Source organism: Pseudomonas sp. 58 R 12 (assembly GCF_900005865.1).
GTDB lineage: Bacteria > Pseudomonadota > Gammaproteobacteria > Pseudomonadales > Pseudomonadaceae > Aquipseudomonas > Aquipseudomonas tritici.
The window spans coordinates 315,488-338,653 of the sequence record NZ_CVTP01000024.1 but is presented as its reverse complement, the minus strand read 5'-3'; the positions used below and the strand labels follow the sequence as shown (position 1 = coordinate 338,653).

20 protein-coding genes are annotated in these 23,166 nt (G+C 60.8%); 6 read left to right on the top strand and 14 right to left on the bottom strand.

Features of this window, described 5'->3' with window-relative positions; translation table 11 throughout:
* The first annotated feature begins 10 nt into the window (after positions 1–10).
* Positions 11–1,657 carry an MFS transporter gene (locus BFP95_RS22340; RefSeq protein WP_065910706.1) on the top strand — a complete coding sequence of 549 codons (1,647 nt, stop codon included), beginning with the start codon at positions 11–13 and terminating at the stop codon, positions 1,655–1,657.
* The gene (locus tag BFP95_RS22335; protein ID WP_065872364.1) at positions 1,654–2,799 is read left to right on the top strand and encodes an HlyD family secretion protein; all 1,146 of its coding nucleotides are present in this window, start codon (positions 1,654–1,656) and stop codon (positions 2,797–2,799) included. Before BFP95_RS22340 ends, BFP95_RS22335 begins: the two co-directional genes overlap by 4 nt.
* A gap of 237 nt (positions 2,800–3,036) precedes the next feature.
* On the opposite strand, the gene BFP95_RS22330 is transcribed toward BFP95_RS22335, so the two are convergent.
* The 9 genes from BFP95_RS22330 to copC form a co-directional block, all read right to left on the bottom strand.
* The gene (locus tag BFP95_RS22330; RefSeq protein ID WP_065910705.1) at positions 3,037–3,966 is read right to left on the bottom strand and encodes an aldose 1-epimerase; all 930 of its coding nucleotides are present in this window, start codon (positions 3,964–3,966) and stop codon (positions 3,037–3,039) included.
* A 59-nt stretch (positions 3,967–4,025) separates the two neighbouring features.
* Positions 4,026–5,306, bottom strand: coding sequence for a TRAP transporter large permease (locus BFP95_RS22325; protein ID WP_049709055.1), 1,281 nt, complete (start codon positions 5,304–5,306; stop codon positions 4,026–4,028).
* A gap of 1 nt (position 5,307) precedes the next feature.
* Complete coding sequence (locus BFP95_RS22320) at positions 5,308–5,835, bottom strand: TRAP transporter small permease (RefSeq protein WP_065872363.1); 528 nt, start codon at positions 5,833–5,835, stop codon at positions 5,308–5,310.
* A 63-nt stretch (positions 5,836–5,898) separates the two neighbouring features.
* A complete protein-coding gene (locus BFP95_RS22315) occupies positions 5,899–6,861 on the bottom strand; it encodes a TRAP transporter substrate-binding protein (RefSeq protein WP_049709053.1) in 963 nt (320 codons plus the stop codon).
* 51 nt (positions 6,862–6,912) lie between these two features.
* Positions 6,913–7,788 (bottom strand): SMP-30/gluconolactonase/LRE family protein, encoded by an 876-nt coding sequence (locus BFP95_RS22310; protein ID WP_065872361.1) that lies wholly within the window; start codon positions 7,786–7,788, stop codon positions 6,913–6,915.
* A gap of 30 nt (positions 7,789–7,818) precedes the next feature.
* The gene (locus tag BFP95_RS22305) at positions 7,819–8,637 is read right to left on the bottom strand and encodes an NAD-dependent epimerase/dehydratase family protein (RefSeq protein WP_065872360.1); all 819 of its coding nucleotides are present in this window, start codon (positions 8,635–8,637) and stop codon (positions 7,819–7,821) included.
* A 234-nt stretch (positions 8,638–8,871) separates the two neighbouring features.
* Positions 8,872–10,134, bottom strand: coding sequence for an OprD family porin (locus tag BFP95_RS22300; RefSeq protein WP_065910704.1), 1,263 nt, complete (start codon positions 10,132–10,134; stop codon positions 8,872–8,874).
* A 238-nt stretch (positions 10,135–10,372) separates the two neighbouring features.
* Positions 10,373–11,230 (bottom strand): copper homeostasis membrane protein CopD, encoded by an 858-nt coding sequence (gene copD, locus BFP95_RS22295; RefSeq protein WP_065872358.1) that lies wholly within the window; start codon positions 11,228–11,230, stop codon positions 10,373–10,375.
* Positions 11,231–11,233: 3 nt separating this feature from the next.
* Positions 11,234–11,599 (bottom strand): copper homeostasis periplasmic binding protein CopC, encoded by a 366-nt coding sequence (copC, locus tag BFP95_RS22290; protein ID WP_065879999.1) that lies wholly within the window; start codon positions 11,597–11,599, stop codon positions 11,234–11,236.
* Between the two features lie 116 nt (positions 11,600–11,715).
* Between copC and BFP95_RS22285 the strand changes: the two genes are divergently transcribed.
* Complete coding sequence (locus tag BFP95_RS22285) at positions 11,716–12,336, top strand: TetR/AcrR family transcriptional regulator (RefSeq protein WP_049709047.1); 621 nt, start codon at positions 11,716–11,718, stop codon at positions 12,334–12,336.
* 122 nt (positions 12,337–12,458) lie between these two features.
* Here the strand turns inward: BFP95_RS22285 and preA are convergent, their stop codons facing one another.
* The 3 genes from preA to hydA all read right to left on the bottom strand — a co-directional run bounded on the left by preA (position 12,459) and on the right by hydA (position 16,701).
* Positions 12,459–13,733 (bottom strand): NAD-dependent dihydropyrimidine dehydrogenase subunit PreA, encoded by a 1,275-nt coding sequence (gene preA / locus BFP95_RS22280; RefSeq protein WP_065889248.1) that lies wholly within the window; start codon positions 13,731–13,733, stop codon positions 12,459–12,461.
* Complete coding sequence (locus BFP95_RS22275) at positions 13,733–15,100, bottom strand: NAD(P)-dependent oxidoreductase (RefSeq protein ID WP_065872394.1); 1,368 nt, start codon at positions 15,098–15,100, stop codon at positions 13,733–13,735. The genes preA and BFP95_RS22275 overlap by 1 nt, the downstream gene beginning before the upstream one ends.
* 161 nt (positions 15,101–15,261) lie before the next feature.
* Positions 15,262–16,701, bottom strand: a complete 1,440-nt coding sequence (hydA, locus tag BFP95_RS22270; protein WP_065879997.1) for a dihydropyrimidinase — start codon at positions 16,699–16,701, stop codon at positions 15,262–15,264.
* 591 nt (positions 16,702–17,292) lie between these two features.
* Here hydA and BFP95_RS22265 point away from each other — a divergent pair.
* Positions 17,293–18,780 carry an NCS1 family nucleobase:cation symporter-1 gene (locus BFP95_RS22265; protein WP_065879996.1) on the top strand — a complete coding sequence of 496 codons (1,488 nt, stop codon included), beginning with the start codon at positions 17,293–17,295 and terminating at the stop codon, positions 18,778–18,780.
* 160 nt (positions 18,781–18,940) lie between these two features.
* Positions 18,941–20,224, top strand: coding sequence for a Zn-dependent hydrolase (locus BFP95_RS22260; protein ID WP_065910703.1), 1,284 nt, complete (start codon positions 18,941–18,943; stop codon positions 20,222–20,224).
* A gap of 11 nt (positions 20,225–20,235) precedes the next feature.
* Here the strand turns inward: BFP95_RS22260 and BFP95_RS22255 are convergent, their stop codons facing one another.
* On the bottom strand, positions 20,236–20,733 hold the full coding sequence (locus tag BFP95_RS22255; protein ID WP_065910702.1) for an Lrp/AsnC family transcriptional regulator: 498 nt from the start codon (positions 20,731–20,733) through the stop codon (positions 20,236–20,238).
* A 121-nt stretch (positions 20,734–20,854) separates the two neighbouring features.
* Positions 20,855–21,901, bottom strand: coding sequence for an ornithine cyclodeaminase (locus tag BFP95_RS22250; RefSeq protein WP_065872352.1), 1,047 nt, complete (start codon positions 21,899–21,901; stop codon positions 20,855–20,857).
* Between the two features lie 333 nt (positions 21,902–22,234).
* Here BFP95_RS22250 and BFP95_RS29140 point away from each other — a divergent pair, with 333 nt between their 5' ends.
* Positions 22,235–23,128, top strand: coding sequence for a GNAT family acetyltransferase (locus BFP95_RS29140; protein ID WP_083207137.1), 894 nt, complete (start codon positions 22,235–22,237; stop codon positions 23,126–23,128).
* The last annotated feature ends 38 nt before the right edge of the window (positions 23,129–23,166 follow it).

Below are 23,166 nucleotides of genomic sequence, written 5' to 3'. Positions count from 1 at the left end.
AGGTCACCGAATGAACACATACACTCCCCACACCTGGGAACCCCACGAGCGGCCAAGCCTCCCCGGTTCACCGTCAACCCCGCTGCACCCCACGCACAAGCGTTGGCTGTTCGCGATGGTCGGCGTGCTGGTGGCAATCACCGGGGGCCTGGGCAACGCGCTGGTGATCGCCAACCTGCAATACCTGCAAGGCGCACTCGGTGCGACCACCGCCGAAATGGCCTGGCTGCCCGCCGCCTATGTCATGACCAACGTATGCATGAACCTGTTGCTGGTGAAGTTTCGCCAGCAGTTCGGCCTGCGTGCGTTTACCGAGGTGTTCCTGGTGCTGTATGCGCTGGTGACCTTCGCGCATTTGTTCGTCAATGACCTCAATTCGGCCATCGCCGTACGGGCGGCCCATGGCATGGTGGGGGCGGCGCTGAGTTCGTTGGGTTTGTACTACATGATCCAGGCGTTCCCGGCCAAGTGGCGCTTGAAGGCATTGGTGCTGGGGTTGGGCACGGCGCAGCTGGCGTTGCCCTTGGCGCGATTGTTTTCTGAAGATTTGCTGCAAATTGCCGAATGGCGCGGCTTGTACCTGTTCGAGCTGGGCCTGGCGCTGATCTGCCTGGGCTGTGTGTTCCTGCTCAAGTTGCCGCCGGGCGATCGCTTCAAGACCTTCGAAAAACTCGACTTCCTCACCTTCGCCATCCTCGCGACCGGCGTCGCCTTGCTCTGCGCAGTGCTGTCCCTGGGCCGCATCGACTGGTGGCTGGAAGCCCCGTGGATCGGCGTGGCCTCGGCCTGCTCCCTGGTGTTGATCATGGCCGGCCTCGCCATCGAGCATAACCGCAGCAACCCGATGCTGATGACCCGCTGGCTCGGCAGCGGCACCATGATTCGCCTGGCGCTGGCGGTGGTGCTGATTCGCATGGTGCTGTCCGAGCAGTCCACCGGCGCCGTGGGTTTCATGCAGATGCTGAACATGAGCTACCAGCAGATGCACACGCTGTACGTGGTGATGCTGGCCGGGGCAATTGCCGGGCTGGTGGTGAGTGCGTTGACGATCAACCCGGCGCACTTGCTGATGCCGCTGGTGATTTCCCTGGCGCTGATGGCCACGGGGTCGGTGATGGACAGCTTCTCCAGCAACCTGACCCGTCCGCAGAATCTGTACATCAGCCAGTTCCTGCTAGGCTTCGGCGGTACGTTCTTCCTCGGGCCGACCATGGTGCTGGGCACCAAGAACGTGTTGACCAACCCGCGCAACCTGGTGAGTTTTTCGGTGATGTTCGGTATTTGCCAGAACCTCGGCGGCCTGATGGGTGCGGCGTTGCTTGGCACCTTCCAGATCGTGCGCGAGAAGTATCACTCCAGCATGATCGTCGAGCACCTGACGCTGCTCGACCCGCGTGTGGCCGCGCGAGTGCAGAGCGGCGGTTCAGCCTACGGCGGTATTGTCGCCGACCCCGAGCTGCGTAATCTGATGGGCATTCGCAGCCTCGCCACGGCGGCCACCCGTGAAGCGAACGTGATGGCCTACAACGATGTCTTCATGCTGATCGCGATCATCGCGATACTGACCATGATCTGGATCTTTATCCGCAGTCTGTGGCTGATGAGCACCACCAAGGCAGCAACCACTCCCGTTCAACCCAGCGGCGCACCTTCATGACCGAACCTTCAACCACCACCACCACCGCCATCGCTTCCACCCCGGAGGGCAGCACGCCACCAGGCGCCGTGCCTACCGAGTTGCGGCCGTTGCGGGTGCGGATTATCTCGTCCCTGGGCTTTGCCGCGATTGCCATCGTCGGTGTGCTGATCGTGCTGTACGCATGGCAATTGCCGCCGTTCAGCAGTGCGGTGGAAACCACCGAAAATGCCCTGGTGCGTGGGCAGGTCACGATTATCGGGCCGCAGCTCAGCGGCTACGTGTTCGAAGTGCCGGTGCAGGATTTCCAGTACGTGAAGACCGGCGACCTGCTGGTACGTCTCGACGACCGTATCTACAAGCAGCGCCTGGACCAGGCGCTGGCGCAACTGGCGGTGCAGAAGGCATCGTTGGCAAACGTGGTGCAACAGCGCAACAGCGCCGAGGCCACGATCAAATTGCGCCAGGCCGCGTTGGCGGACAGCCAGGCGCAGGCGCGCAAGAGCACGGCCGATCTGCGCCGTAACGAAGCGTTGATCAGCGACGGCTCGGTGTCCAAGCGCGAGCTGGATGTGACCCGCGCCGCCAACGCGCAGACCATTGCAGCAGTGGCCCAGGCCCAGGCCAGCCTGGAAATCGCGCGGCAGGACTTGCAGACGGTGATCGTCAATCGTGGCTCCCTGGAAGCCGCCGTGGCGAGTGCCGATGCTGCGGTGGAGCTGGCGCGTATCGACCTGTCCAACACCCGCATCACGGCGCCGCGTGACGGCCAACTGGGGCAGATCGGCGTGCGCCTGGGGGCTTACGTCAACTCCGGTGCGCAGTTGATGGCGCTGGTGCCGCCGCAGCTGTGGGTGATCGCCAACATGAAAGAAACCCAGATGGATAATGTGCAGGTCGGCCAGCCGGTGACTTTTACCGTGGATGCGCTGAACCACCGCAAATTCCACGGCACGGTGCAGCATATTTCCCCGGCCACCGGCTCGGAGTTCAGCCTGTTGCAGGCGGATAACGCCACCGGCAACTTTGTGAAGATCGCACAGCGGGTGCCGGTCAGGATTACGGTGGATCCGGATCAGGCCGAGAGCGAGCGGTTGCGGCCGGGGTTGTCTGTAGTGGTCAGTATCGATACCGCAGGCCGCCTCAAAAACAGCCCGCCCTGACGGAATGCGGTCAATGTGTGAGCTGGCTTGTCGAATCGTTGAACCGCTGCGATAGCTCTCTGTCAGCTGATGCAGCGCTCACTGATGTACCGCTATCGCAGCACAGGTATCTACACATTTTAGATGTGATAGTGCGTAGCAGCTGTCGAGCCCTGGCGAGGCTGCGTCAGCGGTGTGTCAGACAGACCGCAAACGCAGCCTCGCCAGGGCTCGACAGCTGCTACGCAGAGGACTCGCTCAAGATGTGTAGATACTTCTGTCTATCGCAGCGGGTCGACGATTCGACAAGCCAGCTCCCACAGTTGGACTGTATTTCAGGGTGAAATCGAGGCGGGTGGACTGGTTTTGTTCCAGCAGTCTCAGGCCCGGCCTGCCGGGCAGGTGATGAGCATTCACCGGATGGCTCACTGGCTCGATGCAAAAGAACCCCAGCCCCGGTGGGCAATACAGCAGGAAATAATCGGCGCCGCTGGCCTGGCATTCCAGCGTATAGCCCAGCTCTGGTTGCTCGATCAGGCAATGCCCATCCCACTGGCAAAAGCCGTTGTCTACCAGGCTTTCGGGCAGGGTTTTCAGTTCCCGGAAGTCCCAGGCATCCGGCACTGGCGCTAGCACCGTAGGCAACTTGGACGCGTCACTCATCCACACCTGTGACGCCTCGGCCTGTAAGCGTGTGCCTGGCCGACGTGGCAAGTAGGGATGCAATCCCAGGCCATGCCACGCGGGCGCTTGCGCCAGATGGGTCACGCTCAGCGCAATGCTCAGTTCACCCTTGCTCAATCGAAAGCGCTGCTCGGCGCGATAGGCGAACGGCGTGTCGCACTCCACTGCCAGTACCACTTCACTTGCTGACTGGCTCACCACCTGCCACGCCTGCTGCCAGGCTGAGCCATGAATCGGCAAGGGGTCCGTGAGGCTATTGGGCGCCAGGGCCAGCCAGCCGTCGGGGTTGTCGAAACCCCCTTGGGCAATTCGGTTGGACCAAGGGGCCAACGGATAGCAGCCCAGTTTTCCAGGCAAACCGGTATTTATCGCGTGCTCATCGTTATGGCGCAGCAAAGGCTGCCCGGTGGTGTGTACCGTCCAATTGACGATGCTGCCACCCGTGGCCGGCGCGAGGGTGAGGTGGGTGAGTTGATCGCTGAGTTCGATGAAGGATGAAGACATGGTGTCCCGCCGTATGGAATAGACCCAACGCAGAGGTTCAATGTGTATTTGATAGAGGTTTACAGCACCACGCTCGGCAGCCACAGCGACAATGCCGGGATGTAGGTCACGGCGATCAGCACCAGGAACAGCACGGCGTAAAACGGCAGCAACGCCTTCACGGTCTTCTCGATGGTGGTCTTGCCCACCGCCGCGCCCACGAACAGCACCGCGCCCACCGGCGGGGTGATCAAACCAATGCCGAGGTTCACCAGCATGATCATGCCGAAGTGCACCGGATCGACGCCAATACCCAGCACCACCGGCAGCAGAATCGGCGTAAGGATCAGGATCAGCGGCGCCATGTCCATCACCGTGCCGAGCAACAGCAGCATGGCGTTGATGCACATCAGGATCACGTAGCGGTTGTCTGACAGGGTCAGGAACATCGTGGTGATCTTCGCCGGGATCTGCATCAGGGTCATGATGTAGCCGAAGCTGGCGGCGAAGGCGATCAGGATCATCACGATGGAAATGGTGCGCACCGTGCGGTGCATCAGCTTGGGCAGCTCGCTCCATTTGTAGTCGCGGTAAATGAACATGGTCACGAAGAACGCCCACAGCACGGCGATCGCGGCGGATTCAGTGGCGGTGAAAATGCCCGAGAGGATGCCGCCGAGGATGATCACCATCGCCATCAAGCCCCAGAGCGCGTCGGCGGCAATTTTCAGCGCCTGCTTCAAGGGAATGACTTCACCTTTGGGGTAGTCACGCTTTTTCGCGAAAATCAGGCACAGCACCATCAGGCATGCGCTCATCAGCAAGCCCGGGACCACGCCGGCCATGAACAGCGAGGCGATCGACACCGTGCCGCCGGCTGCCAGGGAATAGAGCACCGAGTTATGGCTGGGCGGGGTCAGCAGGGCCTGCACCGAGCCGCTGACGGTCACCGCCGTGGCAAATTCGCGGGGGTAACCACGGCGTTCCATTTCCGGGATCAGCACCGAGCCGACCGAGGCGGTGTCCGCCACCGACGAGCCGGAAATCGCCCCAAAAAACGTCGAAGCCATGATGTTCACCAAGGACAGGCCGCCGCGTACAAAGCCCACCAGCACCCCGGCAAACGCCACCAGCCGCCGCGACATGCCGCCCTCGGCCATGATCGCCCCGGCCAGCACAAAGAACGGAATCGCCATCAGCGAAAACTTGTTCACCCCGCCGGCCACCTGAATCATCAGGGCCTGGAACGGGATGTCGATCCACCACGCGCCGATTAGCGCCGACAACCCGAGGGCGTAGGCTACCGGCATGCCGATCAGGATCAAGGCGATAAAGCTGCCCAACAGAATCAATGCGTCCATATCAGGCGGCCCCTTCGCTTTCTTCAACCAGGTCGAAGCGCACGACCCGACGGTTGCTCTGGTCACCGAGCAGGAGTTTTTCCACGACAAAAATCAGCGTCAGCAGCCCGCCAATCGGGATCGGCATGTAGGTGATGCCCACCCGCAGAGTAGGAATGGCGCTCATGAACTGGTTCCAGGTGGACATGCATAGCTTGGTGCCCCAGATCGTCATGAACAGGCAGACCGTCGCCATCAGCAATTGGGAAAAAATGCTGACGAGGCGGCGTTGTTGCGCCGGCAAGCGGTCAGTAACCATGGCCACCGACATATGCGCCCCGGCGCGGTAACTCGCGGCGGCGCCGATAAAGGTGAACACCAGCATCAGCAGGATGGCGGTAGGTTCCGGCCAACTGGAGCCGGTGCCGAGGACGTAGCGAGCGAAGATGCCCCAGGGGATGATCAGGGCGACCCCCAATACCGAGAGGCCGGCGACCCAGATGCAGGTCATGTAGATGCGGTCGTTGATGCGCAGCAGTAAATTCTTCATGGCGTTCACCGTAACCGGGCGCGTCAGTGCGGACCGCGCCTGGCCTTGCTAGGAGGAGGGGCGTTATTGAACGGCGTCGATACGCTTGATGATGTCGGCGTAAGGCGCGCCGTACTTCGCACGCACGGCGGCGGTGGCGTCATAGAAGGGTTTTTTGTCGACGGTGATGAACTCGACGCCAGCGGCCTTGAGCTTGGCTTCGCTGCTGGCGGACTTGGCGTCCCACAGCACGCGCTCGTCAGCCTGGGCGGCCTTGGCGGCTTTCTTGACCATGTCCTGTTGCGCAGGGGTGAGTTTGTTCCAGGTGATTTTCGACATCACGATGGGTTCAGGCAGGATCAGGTGCTCGGTAAGGGTGTAGAACTTGGCGTTCTGGAAGTGGTTGTGTTCCAGCATCGTCGGCGGATTGTTTTCCGCGCCGTCGATAACGCCGGTCTGCAGGGCGCTGAAGATCTCGCCGGTGTCCATGGCAATGCCGTTGGCGCCCATGGCATTGAAGGCGTCGATGAACAACGGGTTGCCTTGCACGCGAATCTTCATGCCCTTGAGGTCTTCGATCTTGCGCACCGGCTTTTTCGTGTAGAGGTTGCGTGTGCCGCCGTCCATCCAGGCCAGGGCCACCAGGCCGAACTCGGAGTCGGTGATCTTGGCGAGGATTTCATCGCCGATTTCACCGTCGATGACCTTGCGCATGTGCGCCTGGTCGCGGAACACGAACGGCAGGTTGAACACGTTCACGTCCGGCACTACCGGCCCGACGATGCCGAGGCTGACGCGGGTCATCTGGATGGCACCGACCTGAGCCTGTTCGACCACTTCTTTCTCGGAGCCGAGAACGCCGCCAGGGAAATACTTGAAGGTCAGTTCGCCGTTGCTTTCTTTGGTCAGGGCTTTGCCCATGTTCTCTTCTGCAACGACGGTGGGGTAGCCGGCGGGGTGGATGTCGGCGAATTTGATTTCCAGCGCGTGGGCGGCGCTGCTGAGGGTGAAAAATGCCGCGGCGAGCAAGGTGCGTTTGAAGTCCATGGGGTTTCATTCCTGTCTTGTTATTGTTGTATTCAAGTCACAGCGATGCAGCTAGAGGGTGAACGTGGGCTCCGGTAGACCGGTGATGCCTGGGTTGAGGGCAAACACGCCGCCGGACAGCGACTGCTCACTTTGGTCATCACGGATCGAGGTGACGAACAGGGTGTCCAGGCGGCTGCCGCCAAAGGCGCACATGGTGGGTTTTTTCACCGGTACGGTGAGGGAGCGATCGAGGCGCCCCTCGGGGGTGAAGCGGTGGATGAGCCCGGCGTCATTGGCGCAGATCCAGTAGCAGCCGTCGGCGTCCACCGCCGCGCCATCGGGGCGGCCGAGGTGTTTGTGCATATCCACGAACACGCGGCGATTGGACGGCGTGCCGCTGTCGATGTCGTAGTCGAACGCCCAGATCTGCTGCACCAGCGGGTGCGAGTCCGAGGCGTACATCGTGCGGCCGTCGGGGCTGAAGGCCAGGCCGTTCAGGGTCATGAAACCGTCCAACTGAGCGTGGGGCGCCAGGCCTGACGCGTAGCGGTAGAGGACGCCCTCGGCCGCGTTCAAACCCATGTTCAGCACCATGCTGCCGGCCCAGAAACGACCCTGGCGATCACAGCGGCCATCGTTCAGACGCATGTCCGCGCGTGGGTGCGTAACACTCGCCAGCGGCGTGGTGTCGAGGCTGCCATCGTTGTGAGGGGTGAGCTGGAAGAAGCCGGTTTCCATCCCGGCAACCCAGTTGCCCGCATCGGTGCGGGCGATGCAGGCGAGCATCTGCGGGGCTGTCCACGCAGCGATATGCCCAGTGGCGGCGCTCCAGCGTTGCAGGCCGCCGTTGGGGATATCCACCCAGTACAGGGCGTTTTCCTCGGGCACCCACACCGGGCATTCGCCCACGGCATTGCGCGCATCGACAATCAGTTCAGCGGTCATGGCAACTCATTCCCTTGGGTGGGTGTGCGCTCAGTCACCGAACGGCCCAGCAGCGCAGAATGCGCCACCCTGGTAGACCTTGGCCGGGTCGTCGGCGGCGACCGGTGGCTGGGTTTCGACCTGGGCGCGGAACACTTCGGAGCTGTCTTTGGGGACGAAGCCCAGGTGCGCGGCGTAGCGGTTGTCCCACCAGGTGTCGAGGTTATCCGACATGCCGTAGACCACGGTGTGGCCGACGTTGGGTGTGTACAGCGCGCGTTCGAGCAGTTGGGTCAGGTCGTCGAAGCTCAGCCAGGTGTGCATCATCCGGCGGTTCTGCGGTTCCGGGAACGAGGAGCCGATGCGGATGCTGACGGTCTCGATGCCGTAGCGATCGAAGTAGAAACTGGCCATGTCTTCGCCGTAGGACTTGGACAAACCGTAGTAGCTGTCTGGACGGCGAGGGGAGTGGGCGTCGATTTTCTCGCCTTGTTTATAGAAGCCGATGACATGGTTGGAGCTGGCGAAAATCACGCGCTTCACACCGTGGCGGCGGGCGGCCTCGTAGATATGGAAAATGCCGCTGATATTGGCGCCGAGGACTTCTTCGAACGAACGCTCAACCGAAACGCCGCCGAAGTGCAGGATCGCATCGACACCTTCCACCAACTGGTGCACGGCGTGCTTGTCGGCGAGGTCGCAGGGTTGCACTTCTTCGGACGCGTCGGCAGCCGGGGCCATGTTGGCGATGTCGGACAGGCGCAGCACGTGGGCATAAGGACGCAGGCGTTCACGCAGGACTTTGCCCAGGCCGCCGGCGGCGCCGGTGAGTAGCAGGCGGTTGAAGGGAGCAGGGGTGGTCGTGGTCATGGGGATTCCAAATTTTTGTTGTAGGTTGTCATATGACTATGTCGAAGTATTGTGAGTGATCCCCCAGGTTGTCAACGTCCTTCCGGTCAGGTGATGGCCAGAATGTGGGAGCGGGCTTGCTCGCGAATACGGTGTGTCAGTCGACTCATTCGGGTCTGATATACCGCATTCGCGAGCAAGCCCGCTCCCACAGGGGGGGTTGTGTTGGCTGCCAGTCTGGGTCCGACGCGAAACCTACAACAGTGAGATGGGATAGCTGACAAAAATCCGGTTCTCATCAAATTCGTTATTGCTGAAATCCCGACGCATGGTCGAGTTGCGCCATTTGACGTTGAGGTTCTTCAGCGCGCCGCTCTGTACCGTGTACGCCAGCTCCGATTCCCGACCCCATTCCTTGCCATCGGTGATCGCCCCGGTGTGCACGTTACTGCCGCTGATATAGCGGTTCATCATGGTCAGCCCCGGGAGGCCGAGCACCACGAAGTTGAAGTCATGGCGCACCTGCCAGGATTTTTCCTTGGCGTTGTCGTAGCTGGCGTTGTAACTGTCGTTGGCCACGGTGCCGCCGCTGGTGCCGTTGATCCGCATCCACGCGCTGTCGCCGGTGAGTTTCTGCAGGCCCACGTAGAAGGTGTTGCCATTGTATTTGGCCGAGAGCAGGGCGAAGGCGGTCTTGTTGTCGAGGTCGCCAGCCAGGGCGCTGCCGTCTTCCTTGCCATTGAAAAAGCCGAGGTTGGCGCCCAGGGTCCAGTCGCCCACGGGTTGGCTGTGGGTCAGGTTGAAATATTGTTGCTGGTAGATATCGCTGAGTTCGGCGTACCACACGCCGACCTGGGTGCGTTTGTCGTTGAACGTGTACTCGCCACCGCCGAAGTTGAAACGGTCCGAGGTGAACGCGGCTCTGCCGTTCATGAACATGTCTTCCATGCTCGCGTCGTTGCGCGGGCTGTTGCCGCGGAACTGACCGCCGTAGAGGGTCAGGCCGGCGATTTCGTTGGAGGTCACCTGGCCGCCGCGAAACGTCTGGGGCAGGGAGCGACCATCATCGGAGCGCAGGATTGGCAGCACGGGCATCCATTCGCCCACCTTCAATTCCGTCTTCGACAGCCTGGTTTTCAGCGCCACGCCCAGGCGCCCAAAATTATCGGCGGGGCGGCCGTCATCGTGGATCGGCAGCAACTGGGTGCCGCCGGTGCCTTTGCCGCCATCGAGCTTTTGCGAGTACAGGCCCAGCACGTCAATCCCGAAGCCGACCGTGCCTTGGGTAAAGCCGGATTTGGCATCGAGAATGAAGCTCTGCGTCCACTCTTCGGCCTTGCCCTGCGGGTTGGTCGGGTTGGTGAAGTTGCGGTTGAAGTAGGCGTTGCGCAGGTTTAGCGTGGCTTTGGCGTCGTCGATGAAACCTTCGGCCTGGGCATTGAGGGGCAGGGTGAACGCCAGGCTGCTGAGGCCGAGAAGGGCGATACGTGCGCAGGAATTGCGGGCGAATTGACTCACAGTGAAGCTCCCTTCTATTGTTGTTTTTATTATTTGTCATACGTTGTCGTACAACATTGGGCGGGATATTTGCGGGGATTTCGTGCCGTGTCAAGCGGAAGTTATACGATGACCTGCCGTGATCTGGTCGAGAGCGGGCACAGTCAATGTGGGAGCCGGCTTGCCTGCGATGCGGGCGCTGTGGTCTGGCAGGAGGACCGCAGCGATGCCATCGCAGGCAAGCCAGCTCCCACATGATTTAGCCAGCGATGACCATCGGCGGCAGGGTTCCGAGGAGGGAGACAGCGGCTACCGCTGAAACACCTAGTAACCATTCAATCATCACACTGGCCTTCAAGGCGCCCAGTCGCTGTTCGCAATGCTCAAGACGCAATCGATTCAGCAACGCCAGGGCCAACATACCTAACACTAACATCACCTTGATCAACAGAATCAGCGCAAACCCGCTGAACAATGGCGTCGGCCACAGCTGCCCGGTCAACACGCGCACATTAATCAACCCGGTCACCAGCAAACCGGCAACCAAGCCATAACCCACGCCGCTGAAACGCCGCAGGACTGGCTCCAGCGCAATACCTTGCGGTTGCCGCAGGATCAGCACCAGCACCAGCAACCCCCCAAGCCACGCGCCCACGCAGACCAGGTGCACCACCTGATTAAGGATCAGCAATTGCCCGCTGAGCCCATCCAGCATGGCGCCATGACCCACAGGGGCGAGGGTCGCCAGCAGCAATGCGGTCAACGGCAAGCGCAATAGCGGCCAGGGGGTGATCAGCACCATCACCAGCAACAGGTTCAGCAGCAAATGCCAGACCCACACCTGGCCAAAAAAGGTTTTGCCCAGCACCAACTGGAGGGTGGCCGGTTGCAACGCCGCGTCCCAGCTGCCCGCCATACTGGCGGTGATCAACAGCAGCCAGGCGACGCCGGAGAACAGGCCCAACCCAGCGAGGCTGCGGGTGATACGTTCGAGTTGCCGGTCCAGCACCGGCTGCGGTTCAGCGCCCAATAGCCAGGGCCTGAACGCACAAGCCCCGAACATCAGCAACACGACGATGAAATGCAGGAAACGGCACAGCACCAGCAGGGTCGCCATGGGTTATCGGCCGACCTTGAAACTGTATTCGCCATTGCTCTTGTGGGTATCGACCGAGACGGCGTTCCACACCACTTTGTAGTTACCAGCAGCGAGTGGGGCGGCAGGCGTCACTACCAGGGTTTTCTTGTCGGCGTCCGGGGTTTCCAGGCCCTTGATGGCGATTTCCGTGCCGTCCTTGCTCAGGGACACCTTGGTGAAGGTGGCCTCGACGCCTTCACTGAAGGTCAGGCGCAGAGCATCGGGGGCGGCGACGGTGCTGTCGGCGGCGGGTGTGGCGCTTTTCAGGTGAGCATGGGCAAACGCTGCCGAAGCCCCCAGTAAGGATGCGAGCAGGGCGACGGAGGTCAGGGTTTTCTTGATCAACATTGTTCAATACCAATCAATGGGCAGGAGCAGGCAGTGTACGAAGTTTCGGTTCAGCCTGTCGCCCCGATCTAGAGCGGATGGTAGTCTTTGGGCTCTCTCGTTGTCAGGGAGCCCTCATGGGCAATCACAAGATCGGAATTCGTCGGGTCAACGTCGAAAAAATCCTGCTGGCGGCGGAGAAAATCTTCGCCGAAAAAGGCTATGGCAGCACCGCCATGGCGGATATCGCCGAAGAAGTGCAACTGCCGCGCTCCAACCTGCACTACTACTTCACCACCAAAAGTGAGCTGTACAGCGCGGTGCTGTTCGACCTGCTGGAAGTGTGGAAGCAGGACGCCCTGAGCTTTGAGACCTTTGATGACCCACGGGTGGTGCTCAGCAGTTACATCCGCGCCAAGATGCAGCGCTCGCGCACCCGGCCGTATGGCTCGAAAGTCTGGGCCAATGAAATCATCCACGGCGCGCCGACACTCGGTGAGGCGCTGGATGAAAGCCTGTACGACTGGGCCAAGATGAAGGAAGCGAAGATTCGCCAGTGGGTGGAGGACAAACGCATCCTGCCAGTTGAGCCGTCGAGCCTGCTGTACATGATCTGGGCCTCGACCCAGCACTATGCCGACTTTGATCATCAGGTGAAGATCCTGAATGATCACCAGCCGTTGTCGGATATGCAGTTCGAGAAGGCGATACAGACGGTGACGGGGGTGATTCTGCGGGGGATAGGGTTGGAACCTTGAGCTGTGCGGTGAGGCTTAAGGCCTCATCACAGGCAAGCCTGCTCCCACAGTTGAGCGCATTCTTCCTGGAGGAATGCAATCGAATGTGGGAGCTGGCTTGCCTGCGATAACGATCTAGAGAGCTACACAGCCTCGCGATAGGGATTCCTCGGATCCTGCGTCCAGTTCAAATACGGCTTGCCCGAGTCGATCGGCACCATCTCGATGCAGTCGGCCACCGGGCAGGTGATCTGGCACAAATTGCAGCCCACACATTCATCATCGATCACTTCGTACTTATGCGTGCCATCCGCCAATTTCAAACTGGCAATCGCCTGGTGCGACGTGTCCTCACAGGCAATATGGCAACGCCCGCAGCCAATACAGGCTTCCTGATCGATCTTCGCAATCACCTGATAGTTGATATCCAGGTACTTCCAATCCGTCGTATTACCCACCGCGCGCCCGGAAAACTCCTGCAGGCTGGCGTAACCCTGGCTGTCCATCCAGCGCGACAGCCCGTCCTTCATCTCTTCCACAATCCGAAACCCATGCAGCATTGCCGCCGTGCACACCTGCACCGCGCCACAGCCCAGGGCAACGAATTCCGCCGCGTCGCGCCAGTTGCCGATGCCGCCAATGCCGCAGATCGGCAGGCCCTGTGTCTGCGGGTCACGGGCGATCTCGGCGACCATGTTCAGCGCAATTGGCTTCACCGCTGAACCGCAGTAACCGCCGTGGGTGCTTTGCGTGCCGACCACTGGCAGCGCGACCATGCGTTCCAGGTCGACGCTGGTGATGGAGTTGATGGTGTTGATCAGCGACACCGCATCCGCGCCACCGCGATACGCCGCGCGCGCCGCCACGCGAATGTCGGTGATATTCGGCGTGAGCTTGACGATCACCGGCAGCGAGCAATACGTCTTGCACCAGCGCGTGACCTGCTCCACATACTCCGGCACCTGGCCGACCGCCGCGCCCATGCCTCGCTCGGGCATGCCGTGGGGGCAGCCGAAGTTCAGCTCAATACCGTCGCAACCGGTGGCTTCTACCAACGGCAGGATGTTTTTCCAGGATTCCTCAACGCACGGCACCATCAGCGACACGATCAGCGCGCGGTCGGGCCAGTCCTTTTTCACCTGGGTGATTTCCCGCAGGTTGATCTCCAGGGAGCGGTCAGTGATCAGCTCGATGTTATTGATGCCCAGCACTTCACGGTTGGCGCCGTAGTGCGCCGAGTAGCGTGACGACACGTTGACCGCCGCCGGGTCTTCGCCCAGGGTTTTCCACACCACGCCGCCCCAGCCGGCTTCAAAGGCACGGACCACGTTGTAGGCCTTGTCGGTGGGCGGCGCGGAGGCCAGCCAGAACGGGTTGGGGGCTTTGATACCGGCGAACACAATCGAGAGATCGGCCATTACGCAGCCTCCACATTCAGCATGAGTTGGGCGTGCATGGCTTCAGCGGCCAGCTTGCCGTGTTGCACTGCCTGCACGGTGAGGTCCTGGCCGAGGCTGACGCAATCGCCGCCGGCGTATACACCGGGAATGCTGGTGCGCAGTTGTTCATCGACGAAGATTCTTTCACCGACACGCTGCAGTTGCTGGGCCAGCGGATCGTGCAGGGCCTCGCTGTCAAACCCTTGGCCGATGGCCTTGAAGATTGCATCGGCGGCCAGTTCGAAGGTTTCGCCGGTAGGGTGCAGGCGGCCGTTTTCCAGGCGCGTGCGCTGGAAGCGCATGCCGCGCACGTGGCCCTGCTCATCCAGCAGCACTTCTTCAGGCTGGGCCCAGGTCAGCAGGCGGACCTGGTTGGCTTTGGCGATGTCCTGTTCGTGGTGGGTGGCGCCCATATCTGCCAACCCTCGACGGTAGACGAGGTTCACATCACGAGCACCGAGGCGGGCCATTTGCACGGCCATGTCGATGGCGGTGTTGCCGGCACCGAGCACAATGCAGCGGTCGGCCAGGGGCAGTTGGGTCAGGTCGTCGGCTTGGCGCAGCTCGCGGATGTAGTCGGTGGCGGCAAGCAGGCCGGGCGCGTCCTCGTGGGCTAAACCGAGCTGTTTACTGGCGGCCAACCCGAGGCCGAGGAAGACTGAGTCGAATTGCTGGTGCAGGTCGCTCAAGGTCAGGTTGTCGCCCAGGCGCTGGCCGTGGCGGATCTCGATGCCGCCAATCTGCAGGAGGAAATCCAGTTCCTTCTGCGCGAAGTCATCCACCAGTTTGTACTTGGCGATCCCGTATTCATTCAGGCCACCGGCTTTTTCCCGGGCTTCGAAGATCACCACGTCATGGCCGTGCAAGGCGCTGCGATGGGCGCAGGCCAAGCCTGCCGGCCCGGCGCCGACCACGGCGATGCGCTTGCCGGTCGGCGCGGCGCGGTGGAAGGGGTGTTCGCTGAAGTGTGCGTTGTCGATTGCATAACGTTGCAGCAAGCCGATCAGGACCGGGGCGCATTCTTCGGCGTTGTTACGCACGCAAGCCTGCTGGCAGAGGATCTCGGTGGGGCACACCCGAGCGCAACTGCCGCCAAGGATATTGGCCGAGAGGATCTTCTGCGCGGCGCCTTGCACGTTTTCGGTGTGGATATTGCGGATGAACGACGGAATGTCGATTTCGCTGGGGCATGCGTTCACGCACGGTGCGTCGTAGCAATACAGGCAGCGCGAGGCTTCCAGTTGGGCCTGGCGGGCGTTGAGTGGTGGCGCCAGGTCGGTGAAATGGCTGGCGAGCGTGGGTCCATCCTCAGCGGGATGGGGGAGGTGCGTCAGGGTCTGGATCACGGTGTTGGCCTCACGGTAGTTGAGGTACTGCCTCTGATGGGCATTGGTTTTTTGTTGTCTGTGCTGGCCTCTTCGCAGGCAAGCCAGCTCCCACATTTGGTCGGGTTCACACAGTTCAAATGTGGGAGTCGGGCTTGCCTGCGATAGGCCGAAGGCCGCTTTCAGCGTTTCACAGCAGTGGGCTTGGAATACGCCGCCCGCTTGCTCAACTGCTCAAACACCGTCGGATACGCCGGCCGCTCCACATACCGCCCGGCACCGCGTTCGGCGCGCAGGTCGCCATCGGCCCAGACCAGCTTGCCCTGGCTGATGGTATGGCTCGGCACGCCGCGCACGGTTTTGCCTTCGAAGATGTTGAAGTCGACGTTCTGATGATGAGTCTTGGCGGAAATGGTCCGTGTACCCTCGGGGTCCCACAGCACCAGATCCGCATCGGCCCCCACGCGGATCGCGCCTTTGCGCGGATAAAGGTTGAAGATCTTCGCGGTATTGGTGGAGGTCAGCGCAACGAACTCCTGCATCGACAGGCGCCCGGTGTTGACCCCCTCATCCCACAGCAGCGCCATGCGGTCTTCGATACCGGCAGTGCCATTGGGGATCTTGCTGAAGTCGTCACGGCCAGCGGCTTTTTGCTCGGCGCAGAAGCAGCAGTGGTCGGTCGCGGTGGTGTGCAGGTTGCCGGACTGCAAACCATGCCACAGCGCTTCCTGATGCCCGCGCGGGCGGAAGGGTGGGCTCATCACGTAGCCGGCGGCGGTCTGCCAGTCAGGGTGCTGGTAGACGCTGTCATCCAGCAGCAAGTGGCCGGCGAGTACTTCGCCATAGACCGGCTGGCCTTTGCTGCGGGCGTAGGTGATTTCATCCAGCGCTTCCTTGGTGGACACGTGCACCAGGTATAACGGCGTGCCGATGGTTTCGGCGATGCGAATGGCGCGGCTGGCCGCTTCGCCTTCTACCTGGGACGGGCGCGACAGCGGGTGCGCTTCTGGCCCAGTGATGCCCTGGGCCATCAGCTTGCGTTGCAGGTGGTAGACCAACTCGCCGTTCTCCGCATGCACCGTGGGCACCGCGCCCAGTTCCAGGCAGCGCTCGAAGCTGGCGACCAGGGTGTCATCCGCTGCCATGATCGCGTTTTTGTAGGCCATGAAGTGCTTGAAGCTGTTGATGCCGTGGTGGCTGACCAGTTCGGCCATTTCCTCGCGCACCTGCTCGCTCCACCAGGTGATCGCCACGTGGAAACCGTAGTCGGAGGCGGATTTTTCCGCCCAGCCGCGCCACTGGTGAAACGCTTCCATCAAGGGTTGCTGTGGGTTGGGAATCACAAAGTCGATGATCGACGTGGTGCCCCCCGCCAGGCCTGCCGCCGTGCCACTGAAAAAGTCTTCACTGGCCACGGTCCCCATGAAGGGCAATTGCATATGGGTATGGGGGTCGATGCCGCCGGGCATCAAGAATTGGCCGCTGCCGTCGAGTGTTTGAGTGCCTGCGGGAATCTCCAGATTCGTGCCAATGGCCCGAATGAGACCGCCTGCGCATAAAACATCGGCGCGGTAACTTTCATCATGGGTAATAACGGTGGCGCCACGGATCAACAGCGACATGTCGAGTTCCTCACAGGCTTGACCGGCTTGTGCCAGTTCTAAGTGTTGTAATGCTGCTTACCGATGGCGGGGTGATTCCTGTCATCGGTGACAGGAATAGAAACTAGCCCGAGTTTTTCGATTGGGCAAGAAGATTTTTTATAAGCATATATCCATATTAAGTTATTGATTTATATGTATAAAAAACATAAATCACCAAAATGTAGCGCTCGCTCACCATTTTGACGCACTTGACAGGTTCTTAAATTGAGCAACATTTCTTATTGCAAATCAGACGCTTGAGATATGCCTCTTGACGGGGGTGGGAAATAAAAATAATTGTGTTGCACCAGATTGAGTCCTGAAGGTTCGGACAACTTTCGCATTGTTTAGCCTGAGCAGTGCGGCAAGTACCGAGGGATAAATCGGAAAGCTGATAAACATCAGCACGTTATATAAGCGGTGCGGGTTCAAGGTGGGGTGTCGGCACGGATATTGAGTGCAGTGGCGGCTGGCCGGACCCGTGATGTCATGTTGTTTACGAGGTACTCCGGCCATCCAGCGCACAGCGCTGGATGAGCAAAAATAATTCGAAAAAATCGTGGAGCGGCCATGCAACAGAACAGATCGCAAGTCATTGAACGCAACGGCCTATACGAGCTAGACGCCGGCCCCGACGTCCTCGACAGCCCTCGCTATAACCACGACATGGCACCGACCAAGGTGCACGAACGCACTTGGAACAAGTGGCACATCACCGCGTTGTGGGTCGGCATGTCGATCTGCGTGCCCACCTATACGCTGGGTGGGGTGCTTACCGCGTATTTCGGGTTGTCGGTGGGGGAAGCGCTGATGGCGATCCTGCTGGCCAATATCGTGGTGCTGATCCCGTTGACCCTCAACGCCTTCCCTGGCACCAAGTACGGCATACCGTTTCCGGTGTTGTTGCGCTCATCGTTCGGCATCCTCGGTTCGAATGTGCCGTGTCTGATCCGGGCGCTGGTGGCGTGCGGCTGGTTTGGTATCCAGACGATGTTTGGCGGGCTGGCGATTCACCTGTTCCTGGGCTCGATTTTCGAGGGCTGGAAGTCCCTTGGCGGGACCGGTGAAGTGATCGGTTTCATGGTTTTCTGGACGCTGAATCTATGGGTGGTACTGCGCGGCGCCGAGTCGATCAAACGCCTGGAAACCCTGTCGGCACCGCTGCTGGTGGCAGTGGGGATTGGTTTGCTGGTGTGGGCGATGCCTAATGTGTCGATCAGCGAGTTGATGGCGATCCCACCTAAACGCCCCGAAGGTGCGAGCCTCACCGGTTACTTCATGGCCGGCCTCACGGCGATGGTGGGTTTCTGGGCGACGTTGTCGCTGAATATTCCGGACTTCAGCCGCTACGCCAAAAGCCAGAAAGACCAGATTCTCGGGCAGATCTTCGGCCTGCCGCTGACCATGTTCCTGTTCGCCTCCCTTGGCGTGATCATGACCGCCGCGTCGGTAAAACTGGTGGGTGTGAGCGTGTCCGACCCGGTGACCCTGATCGGCCACATCCAGAGCCCGGTGTGGGTCGCCGTGGCGATGGCGCTGATCATCGTCGCGACCTTGTCCACCAACACCGCCGCGAACATTGTTTCACCCACCAATGACTTTCAGAACATCGCGCCCAAGCTGATCAACCGCACCACCGCCGTGATGCTCACCGGTCTGGTCGGGTTGGCGTTGATGGGGCATGAACTGCTGAAGAAGCTCGGGCTGATCGTTTCCGATGTGAGCCTGGAAACCGTCTATTCCAATTGGTTGCTGGGTTATTCAAGCCTGCTGGGACCGATCGCCGGGATCATGGTGGTGGACTACTTCATCACGCGAAAACAACAGCTCGATCTCGCAGGGCTGTACCGCGATGACGTGTACCCGGCGTGGAACTGGAGCGGATTTATCGCGTTTGGCGTCCCGGTGGTGCTGACCCTGCTGTCGCTGGGCAGCGATGCATTCAGCTGGTTCTACAGCTACGGCTGGTTTACCGGATCGGCGCTGGGTGGCGTGTTGTATTACGGGCTGAATGCGAAGCGTGGTGTCAGCCCGGCCGCAGTGAAAACACCGCTGTAAATAAGTTGAAATGCAATCCAAATGTGGGAGCGGGCTTGCTCGCGAATGCGGTGTGTCAATCACCGCATTTATCAACTGACAGACTGCATTCGCGAGCAAGCCCGCTCCCACATTTTTGACCGCATTCCAATCATAAGAAATATTGCCTGAGGAGATCCCCATGAACGCTGCCCTCGACGTTCTGCAATCCACCCATCAGCACATCAACCGCGACCGCCTGTGGCAGTCGTTGATGGACCTGGCCAGACTCGGCGCCACCCCCAAGGGCGGTGTGTGTCGCCTGGCGCTCACCGACCTTGATCGCAAGGCCCGCGACCTGTTTGTGCAGTGGTGCGAAGAGGCGGGTTGCACCGTGACCGTCGACGGCATCGGCAACATCTTCGCCCGTCGCCCGGGACGCAACCCCAACCTGCCGCCAGTGATGACTGGCAGCCATATCGACACCCAGCCCACCGGCGGTAAGTTCGACGGTTGCTTCGGTGTGCTGGCGGGTGTGGAGGTGCTGCGTACGCTCAATGACCTCAACGTTGAGACCGAGGCGCCATTGGAAGTGGTGGTGTGGACCAACGAAGAGGGTTCGCGCTTTCCGCCCTGCATGATGGGCTCGGGGGTGTTTGCCGAGAAATTCACCCTGGCGGACACCCTGGCCAAGGTGGACGTGGACGGCGTCAGCGTGGGCGACGCGCTGAACGCGATTGGCTATGCGGGTTCGCGGCCGGTCAGTGGGCACAAGGTAGGCGCCTATTTCGAGGCGCATATCGAACAGGGGCCGATTCTTGAAGACGAGAAAAAGACCATTGGCGTGGTGCTGGGCGCCCTTGGGCAAAAGTGGTTTGACCTGAAACTGCGCGGGATCGAAGCGCACGCGGGACCGACACCGATGCACCTGCGCAAGGATGCCCTGGTGGGCGCGGCGGCGGTGGTGGCGGCGGTCAATGCGGCGGCGCTTGGGCATCAACCGCATGCGTGCGGCACCGTTGGCTGCCTGCAGGCTTACCCCGGTTCGCGCAACGTCATTCCGGGGGAAGTGCGCATGACCCTGGACTTCCGTCACCTGGAGCCGGCGCGGCTGGACTCGATGATTGCCGAAGTACGCAAGGTGATCGATGAAACGTGCGCCAAGCACGGTTTGAGTTTCGAGATGGAACCTACGGCAGATTTTCCACCACTGTATTTCGACAAGGGTTGCGTGGACGCTGTGCGTGATGCCGCGAATGGGCTGGGGTTGTCGAACATGGACATCGTCAGCGGGGCAGGGCATGACGCGATCTTTGTTGCCGAACTGGGCCCGGCGGGGATGATTTTTGTGCCCTGTGAAGGCGGCATCAGCCATAACGAAATCGAAAACGCCGCACCGGATGACTTGGCGGCGGGGTGTGCGGTGCTGCTAAGGGCGATGGTGGCCGCGTCGGCGGCCATCGCCAGCGGCAAACTGGCGGCCTGAATGGCGTCCGCTCAGGCCAATTCGGTGGCGGTGTTTTTCACCACCGCCAACTCCGGATGCGCCACCAATTTATCAATGTGCAACTCGTCATTGTTCAACCAGGTCTCGGTCAGCACCCGGTAGTGCTCCATGTCCCGGCAGCGCATGCGTAGGCTGTAGTCAAACGGGCCGCTGATCAGCTGGCACTCGAACACCTGCGGGCAGGCCTTCACAAACGCTTCGAAGGCTTTTTGCGCCGAACGCCCGCTCTGGTTGGACAAGGCCACCAACACCAGCAACGACAGGCCTGGTGAGACCATCTGCACATCAATGATCGCCCCATACCCACGGATCACCCCGCGTCGCTCCAGCTTGCGCACCCGCTCCAGGCAGGGCCGAGGCGTGAGGTGCACCAGCGACGAGAGCTTTTCGTAGGTGATACGCCCCTGGTGCCGCAGCACTTCGATGATGGCTTCATCGATGCGGTCCAGCGCGGGGGAAGAATGGGGTCCGTTGGCCTTGGTATCCATGGGGTTCACTTCAAACGGTTGAGAAAAAATGGCGGCAAACGTCTCGCGTTTGCCGGACCCGTCACATGGTACGGCCTTCCTCCGTCAACGTCTGTATGCGGTTGAGGGCTTGCAACACGCCTCAGGCGCGCTTTTTCTGTTGCACGCGTGGTTGCTGCGCCAGGCGTGCGAACAGGTCTTTCGGGTCGGCCAGGTCCGGCACCAGCTCCAGGTCGCTGCCCACGTCCAGCGCCTTGGCCACGTCCAGCACGTAGCGCAGGGCCGAGTAATCTTCGATGGCAAACCCCACCGAATCGAACAGGGTCACTTGGTGCGTATTTTCGCGGCCGGGCTGCTGGCCGTTGATCACTTGCCAGAGTTCGGTCACCGGCGAATTGTCCGGCATGTGCTGGATTTCACCTTCGATGCGGCTTTGCGGTTCGTACTCAACGATCACCCGGGCGCGCTCGACGATACGTCGGTCCAGCTCGGTCTTGCCAGGGCAGTCGCCACCGACCGCGTTAAGGTGCATGCCGGGTTCGATCATGTCATCGGTGAGGATAGTGGCATAGGCCTTGTCGGCGGTGACGGTGGTGACGATGTCCGCACCTTTCACGGCTTCGGCCACGCTGCCGGCCAGGATCACCTTGATCGCCGGGAACGCCTTGAGGTTGGCCGCCAGTTTGGCGGTGGCCTTGGCATCGATATCGAACAGGCGGATCTCATTGATGCCAAGCATGGCATGGAAGGCCAGGGCCTGGAATTCGCTCTGCGAGCCGTTGCCGATCAGCGCCATGCTGCGGCTGTTGTCGCGGGCCAGGTAGCGGGCGACCAGGGCCGAGGTGGCGGCAGTGCGAATCGCGGTAGTCAGGGTCATTTCCGCCAGCAGCACCGGTTTGCCCGTGTCGACATCGCCCAGCGCGCCGAAAGCCATCACGGTGAGCATGCCGGCCAGGGTGTTCTTAGGATGGCCATTGACGTACTTGAAGGCATACAGCGACGCGTCGGATACCGGCATCAGTTCGATCACGCCATCCGGCGAGTGGTTGGCCAGGCGCGCGCATTTTTCGAAGTCCTGCCAGCGCAGGTAGTCGGCGCGGATGTACTCGGCCATCTCGGTGATGCAGGTGGACAGGCTTTTTTGCGAGACCAGGTAGCAGAGATCGTTGACGTCGATGTAGCGGGTCATGTGAGGCTCCTTGTTATTCGAGGGGGCATTCAGCGTTTTCTGCTGCGCGTGAGGCGGCACCGCAGGCAAGTACAGTCGGGTTATTGTGTGGGTTATCGGCGGATTATCCCGGCTGAAACGCAGGGATGGCTCAGCCGGGAAAGCTGAAAAGGACAGTGGCGCAGCCGAATCGGCTGTTTAGTCTGAAATGCACTAAAAATGTGGGAGCTGGCTCGCCTGCGATGGCGCTGGGTCAGTGCCGCAGATGTCGACTGACGGACCGCCATCGCAGGCAAGCCAGCTCTCACATTGGTATGGTAGTGGTTGTTATAGCTGTGTCAGTCAGGAGGAATCATGTCGACCGCCGTACGTCTTGCCCAACCCGCCGATGCCGAGGGGATCAGCCAGGTCATCCTGGCGGCTTTGCACAGCAGCAATGCACGGGATTACCCGGCGGATGTGATTGCGCGGGTTGCGACCCATTTTACCCCGGAGGCCGTGCTGGCGCTGCTCACGCGCCGGGTGGTGCTGGTGGCGATCAAGGATCAGGTGATCGTTGCCACGGCGGCCCTGGACGCCAATGTAGTGCGCTCGGTGTTCGTCAATCCGGCGCTGCAAGGGCAGGGCATTGGCCGGCTGTTGATGATCGAGATCGAACTGCGCGCCCGTGAGGCCGGGGTGACGGTACTGAGTGTGCCGTCATCGCTGACCGCCGAGCCGTTCTATACCAAACTGGGGTTTCACACCGTGCGCGATGTTTACCATGGCAACGAGCGCACGTTGGTGATGGAAAAGGCGCTGCTGTCCCGGCATCCCATCGGCCCGTATCGCGACCGTCAGCATCGGGCGCAGGTGGTTGCGTTATGGCAGGAGGCTTTTGGTTACGAGACGGCGCATAACGTGCCAAGCCTGGCGATCGATAAAAAGCTGGCGGTCAACGATGGGCTGTTTTTCGTCGCGACGGATAAAAAGGCCGTGATCGGTACGGTGCTTGCCGGGTATGACGGGCATCGTGGGTGGCTGTATTCGGTGGCGGTGCACGCGGATTATCGGCGGCATGGCCTGGGTTCCTCGCTGGTGAGGCATGCGGAACAGGCGTTGACTGCCTTGGGTTGTATGAAGATCAACCTGCAGATCACCGGGGGGAATGATGCGGTTGTGGGGTTTTATGAGGCGCTGGGGTATGGGGTGGAGCCGAGGATAAGTATGGGGAAGAAGCTTTTGGGGAATATTCCGGCTCAATCCTGAGAACACCGGAAACAAATGTGGGAGCTGGCTTGCCTGCG

Excerpts from the sequence above, each read along its gene's own strand:
- BFP95_RS22340 (WP_065910706.1), top strand. The coding sequence starts at position 11 with ATGAACACATACACTCCCCACACCTGGGAACCCCACGAGCGGCCAAGC.
- BFP95_RS22335 (WP_065872364.1), top strand. The coding sequence starts at position 1,654 with ATGACCGAACCTTCAACCACCACCACCACCGCCATCGCTTCCACCCCG.
- BFP95_RS22330 (WP_065910705.1), bottom strand. The coding sequence starts at position 3,966 with ATGTCTTCATCCTTCATCGAACTCAGCGATCAACTCACCCACCTCACC.
- BFP95_RS22325 (WP_049709055.1), bottom strand. The coding sequence starts at position 5,306 with ATGGACGCATTGATTCTGTTGGGCAGCTTTATCGCCTTGATCCTGATC.
- BFP95_RS22320 (WP_065872363.1), bottom strand. The coding sequence starts at position 5,835 with ATGAAGAATTTACTGCTGCGCATCAACGACCGCATCTACATGACCTGC.
- BFP95_RS22315 (WP_049709053.1), bottom strand. The coding sequence starts at position 6,861 with ATGGACTTCAAACGCACCTTGCTCGCCGCGGCATTTTTCACCCTCAGC.
- BFP95_RS22310 (WP_065872361.1), bottom strand. The coding sequence starts at position 7,788 with ATGACCGCTGAACTGATTGTCGATGCGCGCAATGCCGTGGGCGAATGC.
- BFP95_RS22305 (WP_065872360.1), bottom strand. The coding sequence starts at position 8,637 with ATGACCACGACCACCCCTGCTCCCTTCAACCGCCTGCTACTCACCGGC.
- copD (WP_065872358.1), bottom strand. The coding sequence starts at position 11,230 with ATGGCGACCCTGCTGGTGCTGTGCCGTTTCCTGCATTTCATCGTCGTG.
- copC (WP_065879999.1), bottom strand. The coding sequence starts at position 11,599 with ATGTTGATCAAGAAAACCCTGACCTCCGTCGCCCTGCTCGCATCCTTA.
- BFP95_RS22285 (WP_049709047.1), top strand. The coding sequence starts at position 11,716 with ATGGGCAATCACAAGATCGGAATTCGTCGGGTCAACGTCGAAAAAATC.
- preA (WP_065889248.1), bottom strand. The coding sequence starts at position 13,733 with ATGGCCGATCTCTCGATTGTGTTCGCCGGTATCAAAGCCCCCAACCCG.
- hydA (WP_065879997.1), bottom strand. The coding sequence starts at position 16,701 with ATGTCGCTGTTGATCCGTGGCGCCACCGTTATTACCCATGATGAAAGT.
- BFP95_RS22265 (WP_065879996.1), top strand. The coding sequence starts at position 17,293 with ATGCAACAGAACAGATCGCAAGTCATTGAACGCAACGGCCTATACGAG.
- BFP95_RS22260 (WP_065910703.1), top strand. The coding sequence starts at position 18,941 with ATGAACGCTGCCCTCGACGTTCTGCAATCCACCCATCAGCACATCAAC.
- BFP95_RS22255 (WP_065910702.1), bottom strand. The coding sequence starts at position 20,733 with ATGGATACCAAGGCCAACGGACCCCATTCTTCCCCCGCGCTGGACCGC.
- BFP95_RS22250 (WP_065872352.1), bottom strand. The coding sequence starts at position 21,901 with ATGACCCGCTACATCGACGTCAACGATCTCTGCTACCTGGTCTCGCAA.
- BFP95_RS29140 (WP_083207137.1), top strand. The coding sequence starts at position 22,235 with ATGTCGACCGCCGTACGTCTTGCCCAACCCGCCGATGCCGAGGGGATC.